The organism is Niveispirillum fermenti, assembly GCF_052474395.1.
In genome coordinates this window covers 1,295,374-1,315,606 of sequence record NZ_CP156681.1, presented here as the reverse complement: position 1 = coordinate 1,315,606, position 20,233 = coordinate 1,295,374, and the positions used below count along the sequence as shown (strand labels likewise).

Annotated in this window: 16 protein-coding genes; 5 read left to right on the top strand and 11 right to left on the bottom strand. The window is 66.1% G+C overall.

Annotation, left to right across the window (positions count from 1 at the left end; all coding sequences use genetic code 11):
- Positions 1–76: 76 nt before the first annotated feature.
- Genes cas6e through ABC728_RS17510 form a run of 5 tightly spaced genes read right to left on the bottom strand, consistent with a single transcriptional unit; the run spans position 77 to position 5,212 of the window.
- A complete protein-coding gene (cas6e, locus tag ABC728_RS17530) occupies positions 77–817 on the bottom strand; it encodes a type I-E CRISPR-associated protein Cas6/Cse3/CasE (RefSeq protein ID WP_416620800.1) in 741 nt (246 codons plus the stop codon).
- Positions 810–1,655, bottom strand: coding sequence for a type I-E CRISPR-associated protein Cas5/CasD (gene cas5e, locus ABC728_RS17525; RefSeq protein ID WP_416620799.1), 846 nt, complete (start codon positions 1,653–1,655; stop codon positions 810–812). Before cas5e ends, cas6e begins: the two co-directional genes overlap by 8 nt.
- Positions 1,652–2,911 carry a type I-E CRISPR-associated protein Cas7/Cse4/CasC gene (locus ABC728_RS17520; protein ID WP_416620798.1) on the bottom strand — a complete coding sequence of 420 codons (1,260 nt, stop codon included), beginning with the start codon at positions 2,909–2,911 and terminating at the stop codon, positions 1,652–1,654. Before ABC728_RS17520 ends, cas5e begins: the two co-directional genes overlap by 4 nt.
- Positions 2,904–3,485: a type I-E CRISPR-associated protein Cse2/CasB gene (gene casB / locus ABC728_RS17515; RefSeq protein ID WP_416620797.1), complete on the bottom strand. Its 582-nt coding sequence runs from the start codon at positions 3,483–3,485 to the stop codon at positions 2,904–2,906. Before casB ends, ABC728_RS17520 begins: the two co-directional genes overlap by 8 nt.
- Complete coding sequence (locus ABC728_RS17510; RefSeq protein WP_416620796.1) at positions 3,482–5,212, bottom strand: type I-E CRISPR-associated protein Cse1/CasA; 1,731 nt, start codon at positions 5,210–5,212, stop codon at positions 3,482–3,484. Before ABC728_RS17510 ends, casB begins: the two co-directional genes overlap by 4 nt.
- A gap of 102 nt (positions 5,213–5,314) precedes the next feature.
- Here ABC728_RS17510 and cas3 point away from each other — a divergent pair, with 102 nt between their 5' ends.
- On the top strand, positions 5,315–8,119 hold the full coding sequence (gene cas3 / locus ABC728_RS17505; protein ID WP_416620795.1) for a CRISPR-associated helicase Cas3': 2,805 nt from the start codon (positions 5,315–5,317) through the stop codon (positions 8,117–8,119).
- 374 nt (positions 8,120–8,493) lie between these two features.
- Here the strand turns inward: cas3 and ABC728_RS17500 are convergent, their stop codons facing one another.
- Positions 8,494–9,006 carry a hypothetical protein gene (locus ABC728_RS17500; protein ID WP_416620794.1) on the bottom strand — a complete coding sequence of 171 codons (513 nt, stop codon included), beginning with the start codon at positions 9,004–9,006 and terminating at the stop codon, positions 8,494–8,496.
- A gap of 16 nt (positions 9,007–9,022) precedes the next feature.
- Positions 9,023–9,877 (bottom strand): TonB-dependent receptor domain-containing protein, encoded by an 855-nt coding sequence (locus tag ABC728_RS17495; protein WP_416620849.1) that lies wholly within the window; start codon positions 9,875–9,877, stop codon positions 9,023–9,025.
- On the opposite strand from ABC728_RS17495, the gene ABC728_RS17490 reads away from it, so the two are divergent.
- The 4 genes from ABC728_RS17490 to ABC728_RS17475 all read left to right on the top strand — a co-directional run bounded on the left by ABC728_RS17490 (position 9,850) and on the right by ABC728_RS17475 (position 12,419).
- Positions 9,850–10,509 (top strand): thermostable hemolysin, encoded by a 660-nt coding sequence (locus ABC728_RS17490; protein ID WP_416620793.1) that lies wholly within the window; start codon positions 9,850–9,852, stop codon positions 10,507–10,509. The two genes, ABC728_RS17495 and ABC728_RS17490, sit on opposite strands and share 28 nt — an antisense overlap.
- Complete coding sequence (locus ABC728_RS17485) at positions 10,506–11,261, top strand: AMP-binding protein (protein ID WP_416620792.1); 756 nt, start codon at positions 10,506–10,508, stop codon at positions 11,259–11,261. Before ABC728_RS17490 ends, ABC728_RS17485 begins: the two co-directional genes overlap by 4 nt.
- Positions 11,262–11,263: 2 nt before the next feature.
- Positions 11,264–11,488 carry a hypothetical protein gene (locus tag ABC728_RS17480; RefSeq protein ID WP_416620791.1) on the top strand — a complete coding sequence of 75 codons (225 nt, stop codon included), beginning with the start codon at positions 11,264–11,266 and terminating at the stop codon, positions 11,486–11,488.
- 265 nt (positions 11,489–11,753) lie between these two features.
- Positions 11,754–12,419 carry a tetratricopeptide repeat protein gene (locus ABC728_RS17475; protein WP_416620790.1) on the top strand — a complete coding sequence of 222 codons (666 nt, stop codon included), beginning with the start codon at positions 11,754–11,756 and terminating at the stop codon, positions 12,417–12,419.
- Between the two features lie 281 nt (positions 12,420–12,700).
- Here ABC728_RS17475 and ABC728_RS17470 read toward each other — a convergent pair whose 3' ends face one another.
- From ABC728_RS17470 to cas7g, 4 genes are read right to left on the bottom strand one after another with little or no spacing between them, the layout of a single operon-like run.
- A complete protein-coding gene (locus tag ABC728_RS17470) occupies positions 12,701–13,714 on the bottom strand; it encodes a type I-G CRISPR-associated protein, Cas3-extension family (RefSeq protein ID WP_445376627.1) in 1,014 nt (337 codons plus the stop codon).
- Entirely contained in the window at positions 13,714–16,584 is a 2,871-nt protein-coding gene (cas3g, locus tag ABC728_RS17465) for a type I-G CRISPR-associated helicase/endonuclease Cas3g (protein ID WP_416620788.1), read from the bottom strand. Before cas3g ends, ABC728_RS17470 begins: the two co-directional genes overlap by 1 nt.
- On the bottom strand, positions 16,584–18,032 hold the full coding sequence (gene csb2 / locus ABC728_RS17460) for a type I-G CRISPR-associated protein Csb2 (protein ID WP_416620787.1): 1,449 nt from the start codon (positions 18,030–18,032) through the stop codon (positions 16,584–16,586). The genes cas3g and csb2 overlap by 1 nt, the downstream gene beginning before the upstream one ends.
- A complete protein-coding gene (gene cas7g, locus ABC728_RS17455) occupies positions 18,032–19,264 on the bottom strand; it encodes a type I-G CRISPR-associated RAMP protein Csb1/Cas7g (RefSeq protein WP_416620786.1) in 1,233 nt (410 codons plus the stop codon). The genes csb2 and cas7g overlap by 1 nt, the downstream gene beginning before the upstream one ends.
- Positions 19,265–20,233: the final 969 nt, after the last annotated feature.

Below are 20,233 nucleotides of genomic sequence, written 5' to 3'. Positions count from 1 at the left end.
GCCGCCGCCCGGTGCCGGTTCCGGGCGGCGGGTTGGTGCAACCTTTTCACTTGTCCATGACCCGGCCCCTCGTGCTTTACGGCGCGGGGGCGATCTGCATCAGGCCATTGCCGAAGGCGCGGCCATTGCCCAACCCGTCGGCCAGTGCCCTGCGCAGGGCCGCCGGGTCCGTCACGCTCAGCACCCCCTCGAACGTAACGGCGCCAAAGCTGATCTGCCTGCGTGCCTTTGTGGTGGGCGTGCGCGACCATTCATACTCGCGCAGTTCCACCATCCCCTCGGCAAAGCTGAAGCCGCAGCGCGCCCCCTGCCGCGCCAGCCAGTCCAGGCAGGCGGCCTGGGCGGCTTCCTCCAGCCGTTCGTCGGTGCGTTCATCGGCGGGGATCCGGCGCCAGGCGGCGACCACCACATCCTCGCGCTTGCCCCGCTTGGCACCGGGCTGCGGCTGCCAATGGCTGGCCACGGCGCGCAGGCGGAAGCGCAGGCGTTGCCCGGCCACAAGCTGCGGGTCGAAGGGGCGCACCTTTTCGATCCGCCACACCCCGCCCAGCCCGTCCACGGGCGGACGCCGCGACCGGATGATGGCGGTGAAGGGCTTTTCCTTCTCCACATGGAACAGGAACAGGCCAGGGCGGCGCGCCTCGGGCGTGTCGGCGAACAGGGTCCAGATCATCTTGTGCGCGAACTGGCCGCCCTGGCGTGCCTTGGGGTCCAGAATGGCATGCAGGGCCTGCGGGTTGCGCGGTGCCAGCACCACCCGGCTTTCATAAAGGGGACCGGGATCGGCATCGAGCGGCGGGGCGGGGCTGTCAGGCATGGGCTTCCTCCCCGCTTTCCACCGGGACGGGCCAGTTCATGCGGATTTCCTGCCGGTCATGGAAGCGCTGATAGATGCGCCCGCCCGGCAGGGGCAGCGGGTCGGGCTGGTCCCGGCGGCTGATCCGGCGCTGGATGATGCCGTCGGCCGGCTGCGGTGCGCCGGGATAGCCCTCCTCCACGGCCAGCATCTCCGGCTCCCGGCGGGCGGCCTTCAGGGTCAGAAGGGGGGCCAGCGCGCCTTCCTTCAGATCGGGATGCCGCTCCCACGGCCAGCCATAGTCCGTCAGCGCCGCCACCGGTCCCGAAGCGGTGACCAGTGCCGGGTCGGGCGGCAGACCCAACATGCAGGATTTCCGCCCGGCATAGAGCACCCAGCGCGGGGAACCTAGTGCCGCCGCCAGACCGGCCAGATCGGCGCCTGCCCCGGTGGCGGCCACGGCCACGCTCCACAGGCCGCAATGCCAATATTCGCGTTTGGACAGCATGGCGCCGCTATCGTCGCGGCCCTCCAGCGCGGGGCGCAGTTCCTCGAACCGCGACCAGCGCTCCCGCCCTTCGGGCCGGCGGGCGCGGCTGATCGTGTGGTAATCGGGCCGTGGGTCATGGCGCGGGCGGATGCCGGTGCGCACCGCCACCCGGAGTGCGGCCGCCAGTGGCCCCAGTGCCGCCCGCTCCACCCCCATTGCTGCGCCCAGCAGCCCGACAATGGCCGATTTCGGCGGGTCCAGCTCCGTCGCCTTCCAGGCCGTGGTGGCCGAGGATGGCGATGCCGCCCCCCAGGCGCCATAAGGCGCCATCAGGGTGAAGCAGAGCTGCGGAAAGGCCGGCACCGTCATGTGCGGGGCCCCAGCACGAAGTTGCGCAGTTCCGCCATTGTCCACACCTCGTTCACGGCCGGCTGATTGGCGCGGGCGGGCGGATAGGCGTTGAAGATGCAGATATCGTTGCCCAGACCATAGGCCTCGGCCAGCTTCTGCTGGAAATCGGCCAGCCGTCCGATGGACGCCTTCATGATGTCGCTGTCCTGATCCGTCGTCACCGGGTCCAGGAAGGCCAGCCCCAGGTTCAGCGACGGGTCGCCCCCGCGCGTGACCAGCACATAGGAGGCGCCGACATCGCTGGCGTGGCTGTTGCGCTTTCCCTTGGGCTGGGACAGAACCAGGCCGGTCAGGAAAGCATCGATGGCCTGATCGGCCAGCAGTTTCGCTTCCGCCAGCGTGCGCCCCCTGGTCAGGTTCTCACGCAGGTGTCCCCGGTCCAGCACCGCATGCTGGTAATAGACACCGCCGCCGAAGAAGGCATAGCTGGTGATGGCGGCCCCAGTGCCCTTCAGTTCGTTCAGTTCCTCTCCGGCGGAGAAGTAATCCGGCTCCTCCCGGAAGGCGTGGGTGGTGAAGGCATGGCCGACCGCACAGGCCGCCTCAATATTGAAGCCGGGATCGGCGGCGACCATGCGGCCGAACAGGGCCGTGTCCAGGTCGTGATCGTCGGTGGTCAGCAGCTTGTCCTTGGCCACTTGCCGCACCCAGGTCTCCAGGTGCCCGGCGAAGCCGTCACGGTCCTCTTGCCAGGCCTGGATCAGCCGCGCCATGGCCTCGTCGATGCGGGCGAATTCGCGGGTGCTGATGACCAGGCCCTGTTCGGTGCCCAGGGCCTTTTCCACGGCCGCCCGATCGATGATGGCATCCTCGGCCGGGGCCGCCGCCTTGCCCTTCTTTCCGCCTTTGCCTCCACCGCCCAGCAGCTTTTCGGCCTCGGCCAGGGTTGGAGCATTACCGCCGGCCCCTGTGGCATGGTTGACGGCCAGTGCCGCCCAGACCGCATGCACATCATCGATGCCGGCCGCGGTCAGTTGGCGATAGCAGCGAATGCCCGCCTCGCGCGTGCGTTTTGCACGCTGGGCCTCGGGGAAATGCGGGGCGAAGCGCAGGGCGCGCTTTTTGGCCTGGCTGGAGATGCGGCCGCGCAGCGTGCCGCCCAACTGGCAGCTTTTCGGCCGCCCATCCTCGTCCCGGTTCACATTGTGCGGGGGAAAGGTGGTCAGCATATGGAACTGCAGCAGGTCCGCGCGCGGCAGGGACGTGTCAGGCATTGTCGATCTCCGAAACGGGCAGGGAGCGATAATAGGAGAGGAAAATCGCGCGCCGGACGTCGGCGCGCAGCGACGGCGTGTGCCAGGCGCCGACCACGTCGGCCACGTCCTGGACCGGCGCCCTGTCATCCAGCAAGCCCAGCGTGCTGCGGAGCAGGCGCAGGAACTGGTCGGGATCGTCGGCCGACAGCAGCAGGCGCAGCCGCTCCTTTGAGACACGGCGCTTGCCGGACGGTGCCATCACGGCCAGTGCCCGGCCCAGGGTCACGCCCCAGCTCACCGGCTTGTCCGGCATCCCGTCGGCATCCTCCCCCTCGGCTGGGCTTTCGGTCCGGTCCTGGCGGATCGTGGCCAGCGCCATGGCGATGCGGGCGGCGGTCAGCGGTCGGTTCCATCGGCCGAGCCGGGGTTGAAGCGCATGATAGGCGGTGACGCCAAAGACCTCCTCCACCTGCTGCGCCCGGCGCAGTGCCGCCCGCTCACCCTTCATTCCCGGCACCTGCAGCCAGGCATGCCAGCGCTCGGTGGCGGTGCTTTCGTCTTCCGGCTTCTGCGCCGTGGGATCGGGGCTCATGCGTGTGCCTCCCCTTTCAGGATAGTGTTCAGCCGCCGGACCAGGCGGGTGCGGAACGCGGCCAGCTTGTCGTCGATCGGCCCCAGCCCATCGATGGGAAAGCCGGCATCGAACAGGGCCAGGGCGCGGCGGCGGGCCAAGGCCAGGAAATCATCGCGCAGCCTGTCGGCCTGCGCGTAACAGTCCGGCCCCGCTTCCCGCACAACCTGGGCCAGTTGCCCCGGCAGGTTCAGGGCCGCGGCGTCCAGGTCGGCCAGCAGCGCGTCGCCCAGATTGTCAGCCAATGCGGCCGGCCCCTCCCGGCGGCCCAGGCGGACGGCTTCCCGCGCCATCCAGCGCAGCGCCCCGGCCATGGCCGACGCTTTCTCCAACACCGTCGTCACCTCGCCGCACAGCCAGTCCAACTGTGCATCGGGCAGCAGCCAGAGGGGCAGTTCCCGCTGGCTCATCCCGCCCACAGCCTTGCCATAGTTGAACTGGGCAAAGGCGCGGACGCGCAGGCTGCCCCGACCCAGGGCCGTGTCCACCCCGTCCACCGCCGGCAGCAGAGTGGAGCGTTCGACATTGGCGATCTGTTGCAGCACGGCCGGCAAATGGCGGCGCTGGGCGCCAGCCTTCTCCGTCTTGCGCTCCCGCGGCGGGGCCAGCGCGGTTTCCAGCCAGTCGTCGAAGCGCAGGGGGCCGGATGCGCGTGCGAACCGCGCCTCCTCCTCCGGCTTGCCCACGATCTCCTTGCGGGAAACGTTGGGATAGCGCCAACCGCGCGGCGCATATTGCAGCCCCTTGGGCCAGCGGTCATAGGATTGATAGACCGGCCCCTCCAGCCCCGTCAGGTCGCATCGGCCCTGTACCGGCGGCGACAACAGATAGCGGCGCGGCATGGGGATATGGGCCGGGTGCAGGCGCGGCCGGTCCAGCGCCTTGGCCGCCCCCTCATCGCGCCGACCCAGCGGCAGATGCGGCAATTCCGGGTCCAGCCAGGGGAAGGCCGATGCATCCAGGGGCGCCGGCCGCCCGGCACCCGGACCCTCATACCCGTCCATGCCGGGATACAGCACGTTCAGCCACAAGGTACGCCACAGCGTGTCGCCCACCATCTGATACTTGATGCTGTCCGCCCCGTGCGGCAGCCCGAAATAGCCACCGCCGCCGGGCGGGAACAGCACCATGTGGCCATACAGCACGGGCAGCATGGCCCCGGCCCCGATAGCCTTTACTCCGCCGCGCCGCACGAAGAAATCCGCATCCTGCTTCACCGCCTCGCCCGTGGGCAGGTCGGGCAGCAGGGCGGCGATGGGCTGGCTGCCCGCTTCCTCACCCTCATCCTCGTCGGCATTTTTTGCGGGGCGTTTGGCCCCCTTGCCCGCTGTGGCGGCGGACAGGCTGTGCGGGGAAGGACGGGCCTGAAGGCAGGGCGTGTCGGGATGATCCAGCCGGAAGACGCTTTGGTAGGGCGCCAGTGCTGCGGCCAGTTCCGCCGGCGTCGGGGGTGTGGCCAGCCGGTGCAGCCACTCCGCCTTGTCGCGCGGCGGGAAGGCGGCCTGCAGGATGTCCCGCATCAAAAGCTCGAACCCACGGTCGGCCAGGGGATGGCCGAACTGGACGGCGATAATGGGGTCGTCAGTGTGATCGGCCGTCAGTTCCAGAGGCGTAGCGGTACCGGGGCCGGAATGTCGGCGCAGAATGGGTATTCTTGTATTAAACCAACAGATATGATCCCCTTTCACGCGGTCCTCCGCCTGAGATTGTTTTTTAATTTAGAATTTTATCTACACTATGCAATTCATGATTTCGATCAACCCAGTTCGATACCAAAGGTGAACTTGGTCATGGATCGATGGGCCAAGGCCGGCAAGGACAGCCACCACCCGCTCCCGTACCATTGCCTGGATGTGGCAGCGGTGCTGGATGTCGGGCTGGCGCGGCGGCCGGCGTTGCTGGATTTCATCGCCGCCGGCCTGTCGATGAGCCTGGCCGATACGCGGGCCATGCTGCTGGTGCTGCTGGCCCTGCATGATATCGGCAAGGTCTCGGCGGCTTTTCAGGTGAAGCGGCCGGACATCCTGCGCCGTCTGGGTCGTGTCCCGCCGTCACGAAAGCCGGCCAACTGGCCCCATGATGCCGTCGGGCAGATGATCCTGCTGGACAGGCTGGGGCCGTCGGGTCTGGCGGCGCTGGGCCTGCCGCTGGCGGACATGCCCCGCGACGGACTGGACCTGCTCTGTGCCATCGCCACGGGCCATCATGGCAGCCCGCCGTCGCGCGGCTTCGATCCGCGCCGTCTGGAACGTGAGGGGGTGCTGGCCCCCGACGATCTCGACGCTGCCAAGGAACTGGTCGCCGCCATGGCGGCGCTGTTCGGCTGGACGCAAGGCACGCCCGATCCGGTGGGGCTGGACCGGCTGTCCCCCTTGTTGAACGGCCTGTTCACACTCTGCGACTGGTTGGGGTCGTCGGAACGCTTTGCCTATCGCGAGGGCGCGATGGATCTGGCCGATTATTACCGGCTCCACGCCCTGCCCGGCGCCGCGGATGTGCTGGACGAGGTGCAGCCGGCCCTGTTCCGGCAGTTGACGCCGCGCCCACCCTTGTCCTTCGCGCAGATGTTCGCCGCCCTGGGCCAGGGCGGATCGGCGCCCGCGCCCACGCCGTTGCAGGCATTGGTCGACCGGCTGTTCACGGCCCGGGCCCTGCCCGACGGGCCGCTGCTGGTGCTGGTGGAGGATCTGCCCGGATCGGGCAAGACGGAGGCCGGGGACCTGATCACCCAGCGGCTGACGGCACTGGGCCGGACGGATGGCACCTATGTCGGCCTGCCCACCATGGCCACGGCCGACGCCGCCTATGACCGCAAGTTCGCGGTCGATGGTGCCGTCCCCTTCGCGGCACAGTTGCTGACCGGCACGCCGCAGGTGGTGCTGGCCCATAGCCGCCGCCATCGCCACCGTACCTTCCGCTTTGCCGCCACCCGCGCCGGATTGGAGGAGGGAGAAGGGGTGGCATCGGCCTGGTTCGCCCGCTCCTCCCGCCGGGCATTGCTGGCGGAACTGGGGGTAGGGACCGTCGATCAGGCGCTGGCTGGCGCCCTGCGCGCGCGTCACGCCACGCTGCGGCTGGCCGGCCTGTGGCGCAAGCTGCTGCTGGTGGACGAGGTGCATGCCTATGACCATTACATGCAGCCCCTGCTGGAGGCGCTGCTGCGCTGGCATGGGCGGATGGGAGACCCGGCCGTCCTGATGTCGGCCACGCTGCCCACCCGCATCCGCAACGCCCTGATCCGCGCCTATGCCGAAGGTGCCGGCTGGGCCGACATCGCCGCCATGACGGAACGCACCCGGCCCGGTGCCTATCCGCTGCTGACCCTGGTCAGCCAGCAGGGCATCGCCCAACACCCGCTGGACCCCGTGCCGGGGCCGGGTACACGCCCGGTACGTTTCGAAGGCGTGGAGGATGAGGCGTCCGTGGACGCGGCCATCCAGGACTGGCAGCGCCAGGGCCGGTCGGTCATCTGGTTCCGCAACAATGTCGGCGATGCCGTGACAGCCTGGAAGCGCCATGCGGAGGCGGCAAGGGCGGAGGGGCTGGCACCCCCCATGCTTTACCATGCCCGGTTCCTGCCGGCGGATCGCGCCGCGGCAGAGGTGGCGCTGATGCGCTTCTTCGGCAAACAGGCGGTTCCGGATGAACGGCGCGGCCGCCTGTTGGTCACCACCCAGGCTGCGGAGCAGAGCCTGGACCTGGACGCCGACGAGATGGTCATTGACCTGGCCCCCGCCGACGCCGTGATCCAACGCCTGGGCCGCCGCCGCCGCCATGCCCGCACGATCGATGGCGCTTTGGCCGGTGATGGGGTGGATCAGCGCCCCGACAGCCCGGTCCTGCTGCACACGCCCCCCGTCTCGGCCCCTTCAAAACATTGGTATGCCCGCAAGTTTCCGCGCGCCGCCTACATCTATCCCGACGATGCGCGCCTCTGGCTGACGGCGCACCATCTCCTGGCCCCATCGACGATTCCCGGAAATCCGCCCGGTAGCGATCATATCGTCCCGGCTCGCGATCTGCGCCCGCTTCTGGAAGCGGTTTATGCCGAACCACCGGCCGCCCCGCCGTGCCTGATGGCCAGCCATGAGACGGCTGACGGCAAGGCTGCGGCGGAACGGCAGCAGGGCCGGCAGGCGCGGCTGTCGTTCCGTGCCGACCTGCTGACGGAATGGCACGCCCATGCCGGGGTCGCCGATGATCCGGCAGGAGAGCCGCGGACACGCCTTATCGACAGCCATATGGTCGGCCTGGCCGGTATCGTCGACGGACGGCCGCAATGGCTGTCCCTCCTGCTGCACCCGGATTTGCCAGAGGGCTGGGACCCGGTGGAGGAGTCCGAATGCCGCTCGCCCCGGCCCTTGATTTGTCCGCCCGAAGAGGAAGGGCTGGCAGGCGCCCTCAAGTCCACCCTGCCCGAGGCGGGGCGAAGACGCTGGGAGGCGCTGTCCGTGATCCTGTTGAGGCCCGCATCGGCTGACCACTGGTGTGGAGAGGCGGTGACCGGCGACGAGATTGGGAGCAAGCGGCGCCGATATACCGTCATCTATAACGTAGGTGAGGGACTGACGCTGACGACACAGGGTCAGCCCTGAGCCTCCTCCTGCTTGCGGGACGGCGGAAGCTTCGGGCATAGGAAGATAATTTCTGCAACAGGTGCCATTGTGCATGCTTTGCTAGCCCGGATTATGCACCGGGTGCGTCCTGCTGGTTGGCGGGTGCAGCATAAGCCATTGATTGGGTTTAGGATTCAGTCGCCAAACACAAATCCGCCCGATCCATGGTGATGGGCACGCACGATGATCGCATCGATCATCAGCCATTCAACGTCTGTATCCGCAGCCAGGAACCGAAGTATCCCGCCCCGGTCATCGCGCTCGACCCGGCGTAGTAGCACCGCTTCACAGCGGGCCACATCGGGTCATGCCCGGGGGATATCAACGCGCATAACCCGAGAACCTGCGGCCGCCTATCCCGACCATCCGAAGCTCAACCGCACTGTCCTGGGGCGGGGCGGGGTCGTCTGCGGGCCACCGGAGAGGGTGAATGGGTTGCCATAGGCGAACTGGTTGGCGGCTGTATCCAACATGTTGCCCACCGACAGCCCCACCGACAAGCTGTCGGCGATATCAAATACCAGTCGCCCATTCAGCAGATCGACCGGCCCTTGGCTGATGCCCTTGGTAAAGGTCAGGTGGGTGCGACCAGCGTGGCTGTAATCCAATGCCGCCAGCAGGTCGACCCCGTCGATCAGGGGGCCCCGCCATGAAAGGCTGGCACCGCCACTGATATGGGCCGCACCCGGCAGTCCGCCTTCAGGTACGGCAGGAAACCCCGGATGGAGCTTGGTCAATTCCGGATCGCTCAGCGTCAAGGTGGCCTCCAGGCGCCAAGGTCCCAGATGCAGGCGGGGGCTGACCTCCAGCCCTGTGTTGCTGCCGTCGCCAGCATTCGTCGTGAAAGTCAATCCATCCGCCCGCAATTGATCGGTCTGTACATTACGCCAGCGAGCATGGAACAGCGCCGCATCCAGGTTGAACCTGGCCCTGCCACAATGACAGCTTCATACCTAACTCGTAATTCCAAAGCTCGTCCGTAGCGAAGCGCGCGGTGCGGTAGTCGCCGACACCGGAACCTCCAGACTCTTCAATATCGATGCCGCCGGGCCGGTACCCTTCCGCCATCTGCGCATAAAGCGTGATGACACCTTCAGGTTGCCAGGCCAGCGCAACCTTCGGCATGGCATCCGTTTCGCGCGCATAGCCTTCGGTTTCCGCCTGGTCGGTGACGGGAGCGGTAGCCGCCGCATCCACCTCCTGGGCGATGTGGAAGACACGGCCGCCCACCGTCAGGGTCCAGTCAGGGCGGAACCGCCAGGAAACCTCCCCGAACAAAGCCCCTTCCCTCACCTCGTCATCACGATTCCGTCGCCACAGAGCCAGGCCGGCATCATCAACGGGAAACAGGGTCCGTTCGGAACGGGACACCTGTCGCGACACATAGAGCCCGGCCAGCCAGTCGATGCTATCACGGCCTTCCGTGTCCACAGGCCCGGCGGCACCGGTCAGGCGGGTCTCGTGCGTCCATAATCGGGACAGAAGCCCTTCCTGAAACAGTGCTGGCCGGGCAGGCAAGCCGGCAAGGCCCGGTACGGCGCTGCTGGCATCATAGAACGTATCCAATTCGTGCCGCACGAAGGCCGTTGTGCTGTGCAGGTCTGCGAAGGGCAGATGCCCCGACAGGTTCAAATGGCCCTCGTGGAAATCGCTGTCATGCGGTTCGGACAGCTGGTCGGAACGGGTACCTGCGGTTCGATGCTGGACGGGTGGCCGGCCTGACCCGCTGCCGGCCAGCCGTGGTGGCCATAACCCATCATTTCGCCCCCGAGCGGCAGCGGGTGGAGGGGATGATCCGCGACACCTATGCCAGCACCTACGGCGGCCATATCGCCGTGACACACCCCATGCTGATGAGCCTGCGCGATACCGAGGATCGCATCCTGGCCGGCGTCGGATTCCGACCGGCGGGTGAGGCGCCGCTGTTCCTCGAAACCTATCTCGACCGGCCAGTGGAGGCGATGATCCTTGGCACTGTGGCCCGATCCCGCATCGTGGAGATCGGCAATCTTGCAGCGGTGGAACCGGGCGCCTCCTATCTGCTGTTCATGGCGCTCGCCGCCTATCTGCACGGGTGCGGGTTCGAGAAGGCGGTGGTCACAGCCACCCGATCCTTGCGTCGCCTGTTCCGCAGGATCGGGTTCGACGCGATGGAACTGTGCCAGGCCAGACCCGAACGGATGGGCCCCGCCGCCGCAGATTGGGGCAGCTATTACGCCGCAGATCCGCGCGTCGTGTGTGGCGACGTCGCCTTCGGCGCCGTCTGCCTGGACCGATTCCTGACCGGTGAAGGTCATCGGGAATTGCCAACCCGCCCCACCTTTCCCCGTCTGCATCCCGCCATCGCGGCGGCGGAGGTGACAAGATGAGCCGTATTCTCTCCGCCATTCGCATGCAGGATCCGCAGCGGCCCGCCATCAATGACTGGACCTATGGGGCCCTTGCCGGTGCGGTGGACCACCTCGCTGCTGAACTGCGCGAACGGATCGGCACCGACTCCCGCCCTGTGGCCGTGGAAGTGACGAACTCCGCCGCGTGGGCCGTGCTGGATCTGGCGCTGCTGATGCTGGGCCAGATCAGCCTGCCCCTGCCCAGCTTCTTCACACAGGTTCAGCGGCGTCACGCCCTGACCGATGCCGGCGCCGGCTGGCTGGTGACGGATCGGGCGGAAACAGGAGGCGAGCTTCTGCGTATCGGGATGCAGATCCTGTATCTGCACCGTCTGGACCATGCCCCCGTGCCGTTGCCGGCCGAGACGGCCAAGATCACCTACACATCGGGAACCACCGGCGCATCCAAGGGCGTCTGCCTGTCGGCCTGTGGCTTGGAACAGGTTGCATGTTCGCTGGTAACCGTGATCGGAGCGGAGCGCGCCGGCAGGCATCTCGCCATCCTGCCGTTGCCGGTTCTGCTGGAGAATGTGGCCGGACTTTACGGCACCCAGCTGGCGGGGGGCCATTACTTGGTAGAGGCCCCGACCTTGCTGGGCGTGGACCAGCCGTTCCAGCCGGATTTCATCAGGCTCCTGTCGGCATTGTCGGCGTTGCGGGCCAGCAGCATCATCCTGGTCCCTGAACTGTTGCGCGGCCTGATGGGGCGGAAGCCGTGGCCAAGGCATTGAACTTGCCGAAGAGCTGCTTCACCTACCTCAACAGCCACGGGGCGCTGGACATCCAGCATATGGAATTCTTCCGCGACCTGATGAACCGGGTGGAGGATGTTCGCGACCGGCAAGCGATCATCGCCATGGCAAACCGCATTTTCGGCCTTTTCGCCGGTCTGTTCCTGGCCATCACCCACAATCGGCCGACCGCGACCGCCGGCACGGAGGTGCGCCATGTCGCTTGAGCGAGGGCTGGAGGGACGCACGGTCCTGGTCACCGGCGGGGCCGGTGGCATCGGATCGGCCCTGGTCGGCTTGCTGCGCCACAGAGGGGCGCAGGTCACAACCCTGGGCGCGGCGAGGCGCCGGGCCGGCACATCCGGGCCGATCTGTCGACGCAGGCCGGCATCGCCCTGTTCCCCAGGCTGATCGACCGCGCCCTGTCCGGCAACGATACCAAGGCCGCCAGCCTGTTCACGCCAAACACCCCTTTCATTCAGGAGGAACCCAATGCGCATTGAAAAGAAACTGGCCGCAGCCAGCCTGGCCCTGCTGTTCACGATGCCGGCATTGGCATCCGCAGATTCGGTCATGGATGCCCGCATCGCGGACCTGCAGACCGGCTGGGCCCACGCGAAATATGAGGTGAAGGGCGAGGAAGCGCAGCAGCGGGCCATGGAGGCCCTGGCCGTCACCGCCAGATCTTTGACGACCACCTATCCTGGCAAAGCCGAGCCCTTGGTTTGGGAAGCAATCATCCTGTCCACCGAAGCCGGCCTCAAGGGCGGCATGGGCGCGCTTTCACTGGTGAAAGAGGCGAGGGCCAAACTGGAGGCTGCCGAACAGATCGACCCCGCAGCACTGGACGGTTCCGTCAGCACCTCCCTGGGCAGCCTCTATTATCAGGTGCCGGGCTTCCCCATCGGCTTCGGCAATGACAAGAAGGCCAGGATCTATCTTGAAAAAGCCCTGGCTCAGAATCCAGACGGTCTCGATCCCAATTATTTCTACGGTGACTTCCTTTTCCGCCAGGGGGAATACGCTAAAGCACGCGACGTCCTGACCCATGCCCTGGCCGCCACGCCGCGCCCGGGCCGCGAAATTGCCGACGCCGGGCGACGGGAAGAGGTGAGCAGCGTGCTGGTCCAGGTGGAAGCCAAACTTGCCCGACGGTAAGCGGGCCGGCCCTAGAGGATAGCACATAATACTATTTTGCGGTGATCAGAACCTGTTGGTTCTGGTCACCGCCCTCAATTGCCGGCGCCAACATTCGTTGGCTTGGCTGCGCCGCACGAGCGGCGCGGCGGCAGTCGCCGCCGGACCAACTTGCGATGAGTTCTACTCATCGCAAGTTGGTATAAAAACTCGACATGCGGGTTTTCAGGATGATGCGATAAAGCGATTTAAAAATGCGTTCCCTCATAGGCGGTACAAGGTGCCGAAACGGCGCATGGAATTCATTCGCCGGCAGCCTTGCCCTTGATAAAATCGGCGCGGGTGAAGTTCATGAATTTTCCGACCGAAACCCGCCGCGCCATCATACAACCGTCAATTCCCATTACAGTGAACTGTTCGGGTTTGCGCAAGCCCGGATGGCCCAACAGACTGCGGATGGCCGCCAGACTGGCCGGTGGGTGCCAGATCGGCCAAGCCAGCGAAAAACCCTGGCGATCCCAGTGACCTCCAGGGATCGCGGCACGTACCCGCCCGGCCCGGACCTCCGGTGCCAAGGTCAGAACAGCCAGCCCGATGGCCGCCAGACGGTTTGCCCCATGCTGCGTGCCAGCCTTATAGGCAGAATCAGTCGGGTTGCCGGCCATCAGCGCATAACGCACATCCTCTTCTGGATCCCAGCGGAAGGAGAAGGTCGGATCAGTTCGATGCCAGGGGCTAAACAAGGCTTCGGCCAGACAATCCTCGGCGGTCAAGGTGACGGCGCTGCGCCCCCGGCCGCGCGGTGGCGGGGCGGGTTGCGCCGGCACGCTGGCCAGCCGGTCCAGAAAATGCTGGTGCCCCTGGCCAAACAGCAGGCAGAGCGGCGTTGGGTCGATCAGCGGCTCCGCTGTTGCCCCCTTCGCCTCCTTCACAGCAGCGTCGGACAGCAAAGCTGACAGCAAGAACACTCGCGCAGCATCATCGGTGGCGCTTTTCAGCAAAGCGCGCGCTTCGCCTTCGCTGTAGTTCAGGTCTTTGCGCCCATCGAAATGATGAGCCTTGGCCAGCAGCGCCACACCGTCTGCCGCCCGTGCCACCACCTCCCCCGTGGTCTGGGCTTTCGCCAAATGCAGCACCGGGCGCAGGGGTGGTTCATCCAGGCTCCAGGACAGGCGCGGTCGCAGCCGGTCTCCATCCCCGTCAACCGCTTCCAGCGCCCGTAGAAGGCCCAGCAAAGCCAGGAAGGCCAGCAGATTATCGGGTTCCAGCCCCGTCAGCCGGTGGGCGCTGGTGGCCTGTGTCGTCCCGTTTTCCACTATGCCACCCCTTTCTTGGCCGCAAACTCGGACGCCCGGTGATCGGCCAGACGGAGGATCGCTTCCATATGGGCCAGACCCCAGGGGCCGTAACGCTGCTTCAACCGGTCGAACAGACCGTGCCAGTCCACACCGTCATGATCGAAATCCAGCGCCTCCGGTCCGGCTGCCGTCGGCGCCGTGTCCCACAGCGCTGGAACCGGCAGCAGATCGGTCCGTGGTCGCGGATCGACATGGGCAAAGAACGGCCGACCGAAACCATGATGGGTACCGATCAGCCAAAGGATGAGGTCGGGATCGCCCCCCTCGCTCCGCCGTTCCGCCAGAAGGTGGGAACAGGCTGCCAGCCGCACCGACAGCACCTCGTGCCGCCATCCCTGTGGCAGCCCCGCCTTCTCCTTGGCGTCTGGCGGCAGCTTGCGGGCAGATTTGGCCAGCACATGGTCAGGATCCGCCCCCAGCGGATCGCCGGCGGCCAGCCATTCCTGAAAACGCGGATCGCACTTGCCAGCATCATGGAGGTATCCCGCCAGCCGCAGATCCTGGACCCGCGCTGGTGCCAGCCCGGCGCGCTTGGCGAAATCCGCTGCAAAGCCAGCCACATCCTCGCTATGGGTTTGCAGCAGCAGCGGAAAGCCCGAAAGCGAGCCTGCCAGATCATCCTCGGTGACGGCAGTTGCCCCGGCGGTATCCGGTGCCGTCATTACGCCTGCGGGGGCCAACAGCACCAGGCCCAAGGGCCGCCCCGCCGTATCCCTGCCATAGACATCCCAGATCGGATCAAGTTTCCGGCCGCCCAGCCTGTCATGCAGCCACCTCACATCGTCAGCCCCATCATAAGGGGCCAGGGTCGCACAAAGCCGCTTCGGGTCGCGTTCCCCTTCCAGGGCCGCCAGCGCGGCCAACAGGTCTTCCCCATCCTTGTCAGGCGGGATCAGTCCGGGCGCCACCCGAACCGCAAAGCGCCGCCCGGCAAAATCATGCGCAGCCTTGCGGGCGACATCCCTCACAGGGTCTTGATTGCCGGGGTCCCACCCATATTGATTGTCCAGGCCGCCATAGGCGGCGGGCACGATGACTGTATCACCGGGGCAAATCTCACGGGCTGCGATCCAGCGGGATGCTTCATCTTCGCCGCCGCGCCAGCGGAAGACGCGGCGGTCCTTCTGCCCCTCCTCATCTTCTGGTGCTGGTGCCGGAATGTCGGCCAGGGCATCGGTGCTCTGCCCCTGCAGCCAGCGGCGCACTGTCCAGACCGGCAGTAACACGGCCTCTCCCGCGCGTGGCGGCACCAGGGTAAGCAGACGGCACATCTGCGCATCATTCGGGAAGCCCGGCGTCACATCGCCACGCCAGACAAGGGTAACACCGTCCGGTTGATGTTTCGGCCCATGCAGGAACAGTGATGTTTCCGGGGTTGGTGACGGAACCGGCCAAGTCTGGCTGAACAGGTCGAGAAGGGCTGGCATCAACACTGGCGCATCGGGCTGGGATGACAGGGCCGGCGCAGGCGGCGGGACATCCCGCAAGGTCGCCGCCATCGTGTGAATACCAAAATCGACTGATGGCAAAGCGGTCAGCCAATCCCAGGTTGGACGCAGGGCCCCGCCATAGACCGGGTCATCATAGCGGGCGGACAGCTCCTGCTTGGTAGCCAGGATCACGCCTTGGGCCGGGATCGGTCGGCCGCCACGGTTGAGCCGGCCGAAACGCTGGCGCAGCGCGTCCAGCGGCGCCAGTTCCGTGACCAGCCCGTCCAGATCAATATCGACGCCGGCTTCGATACATTGCGTGGCGACGATCAGCAGGGGTGCCGTCGCATCGCGCTCCCGCCCCGTCCTGACCCGATCCAGCATGCGCACCAGATCTTCACGGTCGACACTGCGGGATGGGCCGATCAGCAGCAGGCGATCCGCCGCCACCCCTTCCAGCGCCTTGAAGACGCGGCGGGCGCGGTCCACGCGGTTGACGACAACGCCCAGGGCCGGCTGGGCGATGCCGTCCGCGCACAAGGCGTCCAGCATCCGCTGTGCCTGCACGGCCATCGCTTCGGCCCGCTGCGTCTCCGTCAGCGCATCCTTGCCCCCCTCCAGACGGGCCGGCTTGGCGGCAGTCAGCCGCTTTGCCAGTTCCCGGTTAGCCCAATCATCCTCGTTCAAACCGAAGGGTGCCACCGCCCCGTCAGCCCGGGGCGTTGCGGACAGAACGGACAGGGCCCAGGGTGTGTGATGGTTAAGACGATGACGATATTGTCCGACCCAACCAAGGGTTTGCCGAAACGGTTCGGCCAGATGCGCTTCGTCCAGCAGAATCAAGCAATCCGCACCCAACAGGCCGGCATGGATCGGCTTGGCACGATCCGTCACGCCATAGCCGCGAAACAGCAGGCGGGAACCGACCTGATCGACCGTCGAACAAAGGATGGTCGGCTGGGCTGGTGTGCGGGCCCAATCATCCTCCCGTGGGATGCCGCCGCGCAGACGCCGCGCCAGCAGCGGAGGAGCATCGCCGGACAACAGGCGTAGCCGGTCGGCAACGCTGGCGGTGACCGGGCCGGCAGGGGCCGCAAGGGCATCGGCCAGACGCTTGGCCCGTTCAAAGGCATCATCCACCACGAGACGCCGGTCAACAACGAAGGCAATGCGCACCGGCGCCTGTCGCCCCGCCGGCTTCCCCGCCTCCAGCGCCAGATGGAACAGGGCGATATCCAGACAGGCCGTCTTGCCGCTGCCGGTGGGCAGGCCCAGACAATCGGGCCAGCAGCCACTGGCTGCCAGTTCGGTCAGCAATCTTTGTTGCCAGGGAAAGGGCGGATGGCCGTTCACTTCCGCAAAGAAGGCGGTGAAATCGTCTGACGCCAGCGCGCTCATTACCGCCGCTCCTTCTTCTCATCCAGCGGACAGCACAGGCCCAGCCCGGCAAAGCGCCCAGCCCCCAGGATGACCGGCCCGCTCACCTCTTCGGGGAAACGCAGCACGGCATGGGTCAATTGGCGGTGGGCCAGGGCACCCGGCAGATGCCAACGCGGCACGGTGGCGGACGCTCCCGGTGCCGGCACCGAATAAGCGCCCTCAACAGCGGAATGCCGGTCGGGCACCACGATATCCGGTGCCGGCAGGCCGACATGATGACAGGCGGCCATGATCTGGCCGATGATTTCCTGCTGTCGCTCTTCGCCCTTGTGCTTCAAATGCCGGTTAAGCACGATCGGCGTCACCGTGGCAAAGGTCCGTGACGGCCTTGTATATTCCTGCGGGTCCAGCGACCGACGCAGCCCATCCGCCTCTCCGGCCAGGGCGAGATCAAGACCGAAACGGTGCAAGCGAAGCAGGCGTTTCCCTTCCTCCCGCAGTTCAGTCACTTTGCGCAACGCGCTGCGGAAATCCACGTCAGCGACCAGGTTGCTGCCGCGTGGCGGGATGATCGCATAGCCCAGCACATGCCCGTCGGCATGGAGATATCCCGTGAAAGAAAGCGGCACGATGGCGATGTGCGGACCAGCCAAGGGAGCGCCGTCGGACTGATGGCCGCTGACGATGCCAGGAATTTGATCACCCAAGCCGATCTGCCTGTACCCGCTCATCAGCGTATCGCGGATGGCCTTGGCCACCAGCGCCGCCGCCCTGATATCCGGCATGGTGCCATCGATATGGTCCAGGATCAGCCAGCGCTCGGCGAACGGGCTGGCGGCAACCGGCTTGGGCATCGCCGGGGGCGGCAATACGTCAAAGCCCCGCAGCGGCCGCTGACCGCTTTCAAAACGCTGCCGTAGTTCATTGAAACGACCCGGATAGACCCGCCGTCCGGGCCAACCAGCGTTCTCCGGCACATTGTCAGCCGGTACGTGGCGGAAATGACAGCGGGTCAGACTGGCGGAATGACCGATATAGGCGGTGTCGCCGGCCACCCCCTGCAAGGCCCGCATCGTCGCCGCATCGGGGCAGGCATCGGGCCAGAACAGACGCAGGGTGGGATCATGCGGCCGGGCAGCCGGGAAGCGGCGCGGCTGGCGGGCGCGGAAGGCCGGCATCACCTTGCGGTCGCCAGACTTGCCGGTCTGCGCGTCGTTGGGCGGCACGAAGCTGACAGGGGCATGGCGAACCGCATGGTCCGATGCCAGCAGGCGCGGCACCGGCTGCGCTTCCAGCCATCGCAGCGCCGCGGCCTCCTCCGCCCGCTCCCCCCGTGCCGCCCAGGCGGCAACCAGAGCAGAGAAGATGCGGTCGGGCTGCGGCGGCCAGTCTGGCTGGTCGCTGGCCGGCCCCTGGGCGGAGAAGGCGATACCGGTCAGATGCTCGATCTCCAGAACCAGGGTCATCACGCATCCCCGTTTTCGTCGCCCTCTTCCCCGCCCTCGCCGGCCAGCGCCAGTTCCTGGCTGCGCCGGACGATCTCCACCAGCTTCGGCTGCGGCGTCAGGCGGATGGGACCGGCGGGGAAAGTGAAGCCGGCCTGGGTGGCCGCCACCAATGCCTGTGCGAAAAGCGCACGGGCCCCCGCCCGGTCCAGAGCGATATCGGCAACCGCCCCATCGGGCTTGACCAGTTGCAGCGGCGCCCGACCGTCACAGACCAGATCGCAGCGCGACCGCAGGGCATAACCCTGCACATCCTGTTCCGCCACGGCCAGCAGGCCCAACGCCGCCAGCAGCCCCCGCCCCGCCGCATCGCGGGTGGGCGAGCCGAAACGCAACCGGCGCAGGGCCGCGAAGCTCAACACCATCATATGTTCGGCATAGTCGCAGGTGATGCCCAGCGGCATGACCGACGGGGCAATATTGCCATGGTTGATCTCCGACGGGCGCACCTGCTTGGCCCCCTTGCCGGCCCTGGACTTGTCGGTGTCCCACCCGGCGGCCCCCTTGAACACCTCCACCTTGCGCAGCACACCCAGGGGATCGATGCGGCTGCCAGTACGCCGACCGGCGGTCCGCACTTCCAGTTCACCCGTGCGCTTGTCGGCCACGAATTCTTCCACTGAAACGCCGATGGCGCTGATTTCCGACACCAGACAGCGGGCGAACTTGGCGCCGATGCCGCCGCCATCGCCGGTGGAATGCCAGGCACCGAACAGCAGGGCGGTGGGGGAGGCTTCCAGCACCGCCGTCGCGTCGCCGATCTTGGCCTTGGCCAGCGCCTCGCCCAGCGGGCTTTTCATGAAGGGCTGCCCCTCCAACAGACTATCACGCAGGATGGCGTCATAGACGCGGTGCGGCGCGTCCAGCGAGGTGATCTGGGTCAGCCCGGCCAGCCCTTCCCCGCTGAAATCCACCAGCAGATGCGGGATGCGCACCCCGTCGCGCACGGCGTCCAGCAGTGCCTCTTCCAGCCGGTTGGCCTGGGACTGCACACTGTCCACCAGCACGCAATCGACATCCTTGCCGTCGATCCGCCGCACTTCATGGACGTGGCGCGGTGGGGCATTGCGGCCTTCGCCAGGATATGTCGGCGGGAAAATCTTGTCCCCGCGACCGCCAACCGGCTGCAGAACCTGCCGCCGCCGCAGCGCCGCATTACCGGCAACCATTTGGGAAAGCGAGGGAAAGTCCATGTCCAACTGCTCCTTCTGGGCGGATCTTCAGAGGCGTGTAGGGAAATGAAACACAATTCATTGCCGGATGAAATTTATGCTTCATCCCGCTTTCAGAGAACAAGGCATCTGTTTATAACTCGCTGATGGTATATCGGCGATGTGCCTGAATTGGTCACATCGCCGAGATGATGGCATGAACAAGCGACGGGTCGGGACTCGCCCGACCCGTCGCTTCAGCATCATTGTGACTTTGCGCGGGGATTCGGCCGACGGGCCGGCATGTCCGGCAACACGCCGAGAATTTCAGCAGCGCGCTGGCGGCTATCAGGGAACTTCAGTTGGTGTAGAATCTCCCACACCTTCCGGGAGTTACAGCCGAAGCATCCGGCAATTTCGTGTAGATACCGCCCCGCATGATACATCAACCATGCCTGGGTAGCATTTTCCTGGGTTAGTTCAGCGCGATGGGACATTTTGGGGTGACGCATGTGGCTCTCCACATTTGGGTGATGCCCCCCTTGACGCGCGCCCGAACATGAAACATCATGCCAAGTGCAGTGCACTGCGCCCAGGGAAGCCTGGGATATAGTTGGCGGGGGTCGTGACCCCCCGCCAACTACCTTACCCAGCTACATCGAGAGAATACGCCTGTCAAGATTTTTTTGAAGATCCGTATCACATAATTCCAAGCAATCTATCCTCATACTAAAGGAACGTTTGCATCACCTGCCAAGACACGCTATACCTCAGACGTCACGGGGCTCTGGATGATCCGTCTCAAGCCGGCATTCTTCCTCGGTCGTCAGACCGAGGCTACATTGAAGCAGTCTCAGGGTTGAGTGTTTCGTAGCAATCCAAAGACGTGAGCCCCGTGACACCTACCTGATGGCTATGCCCTTTTTTTCCGACCAGCAATAATCGGGGCAACGCCCATGACAGAAGCGGTCACCCACCAGTCGGGCTCTTCCCGTCCAGATGACCGCTTCT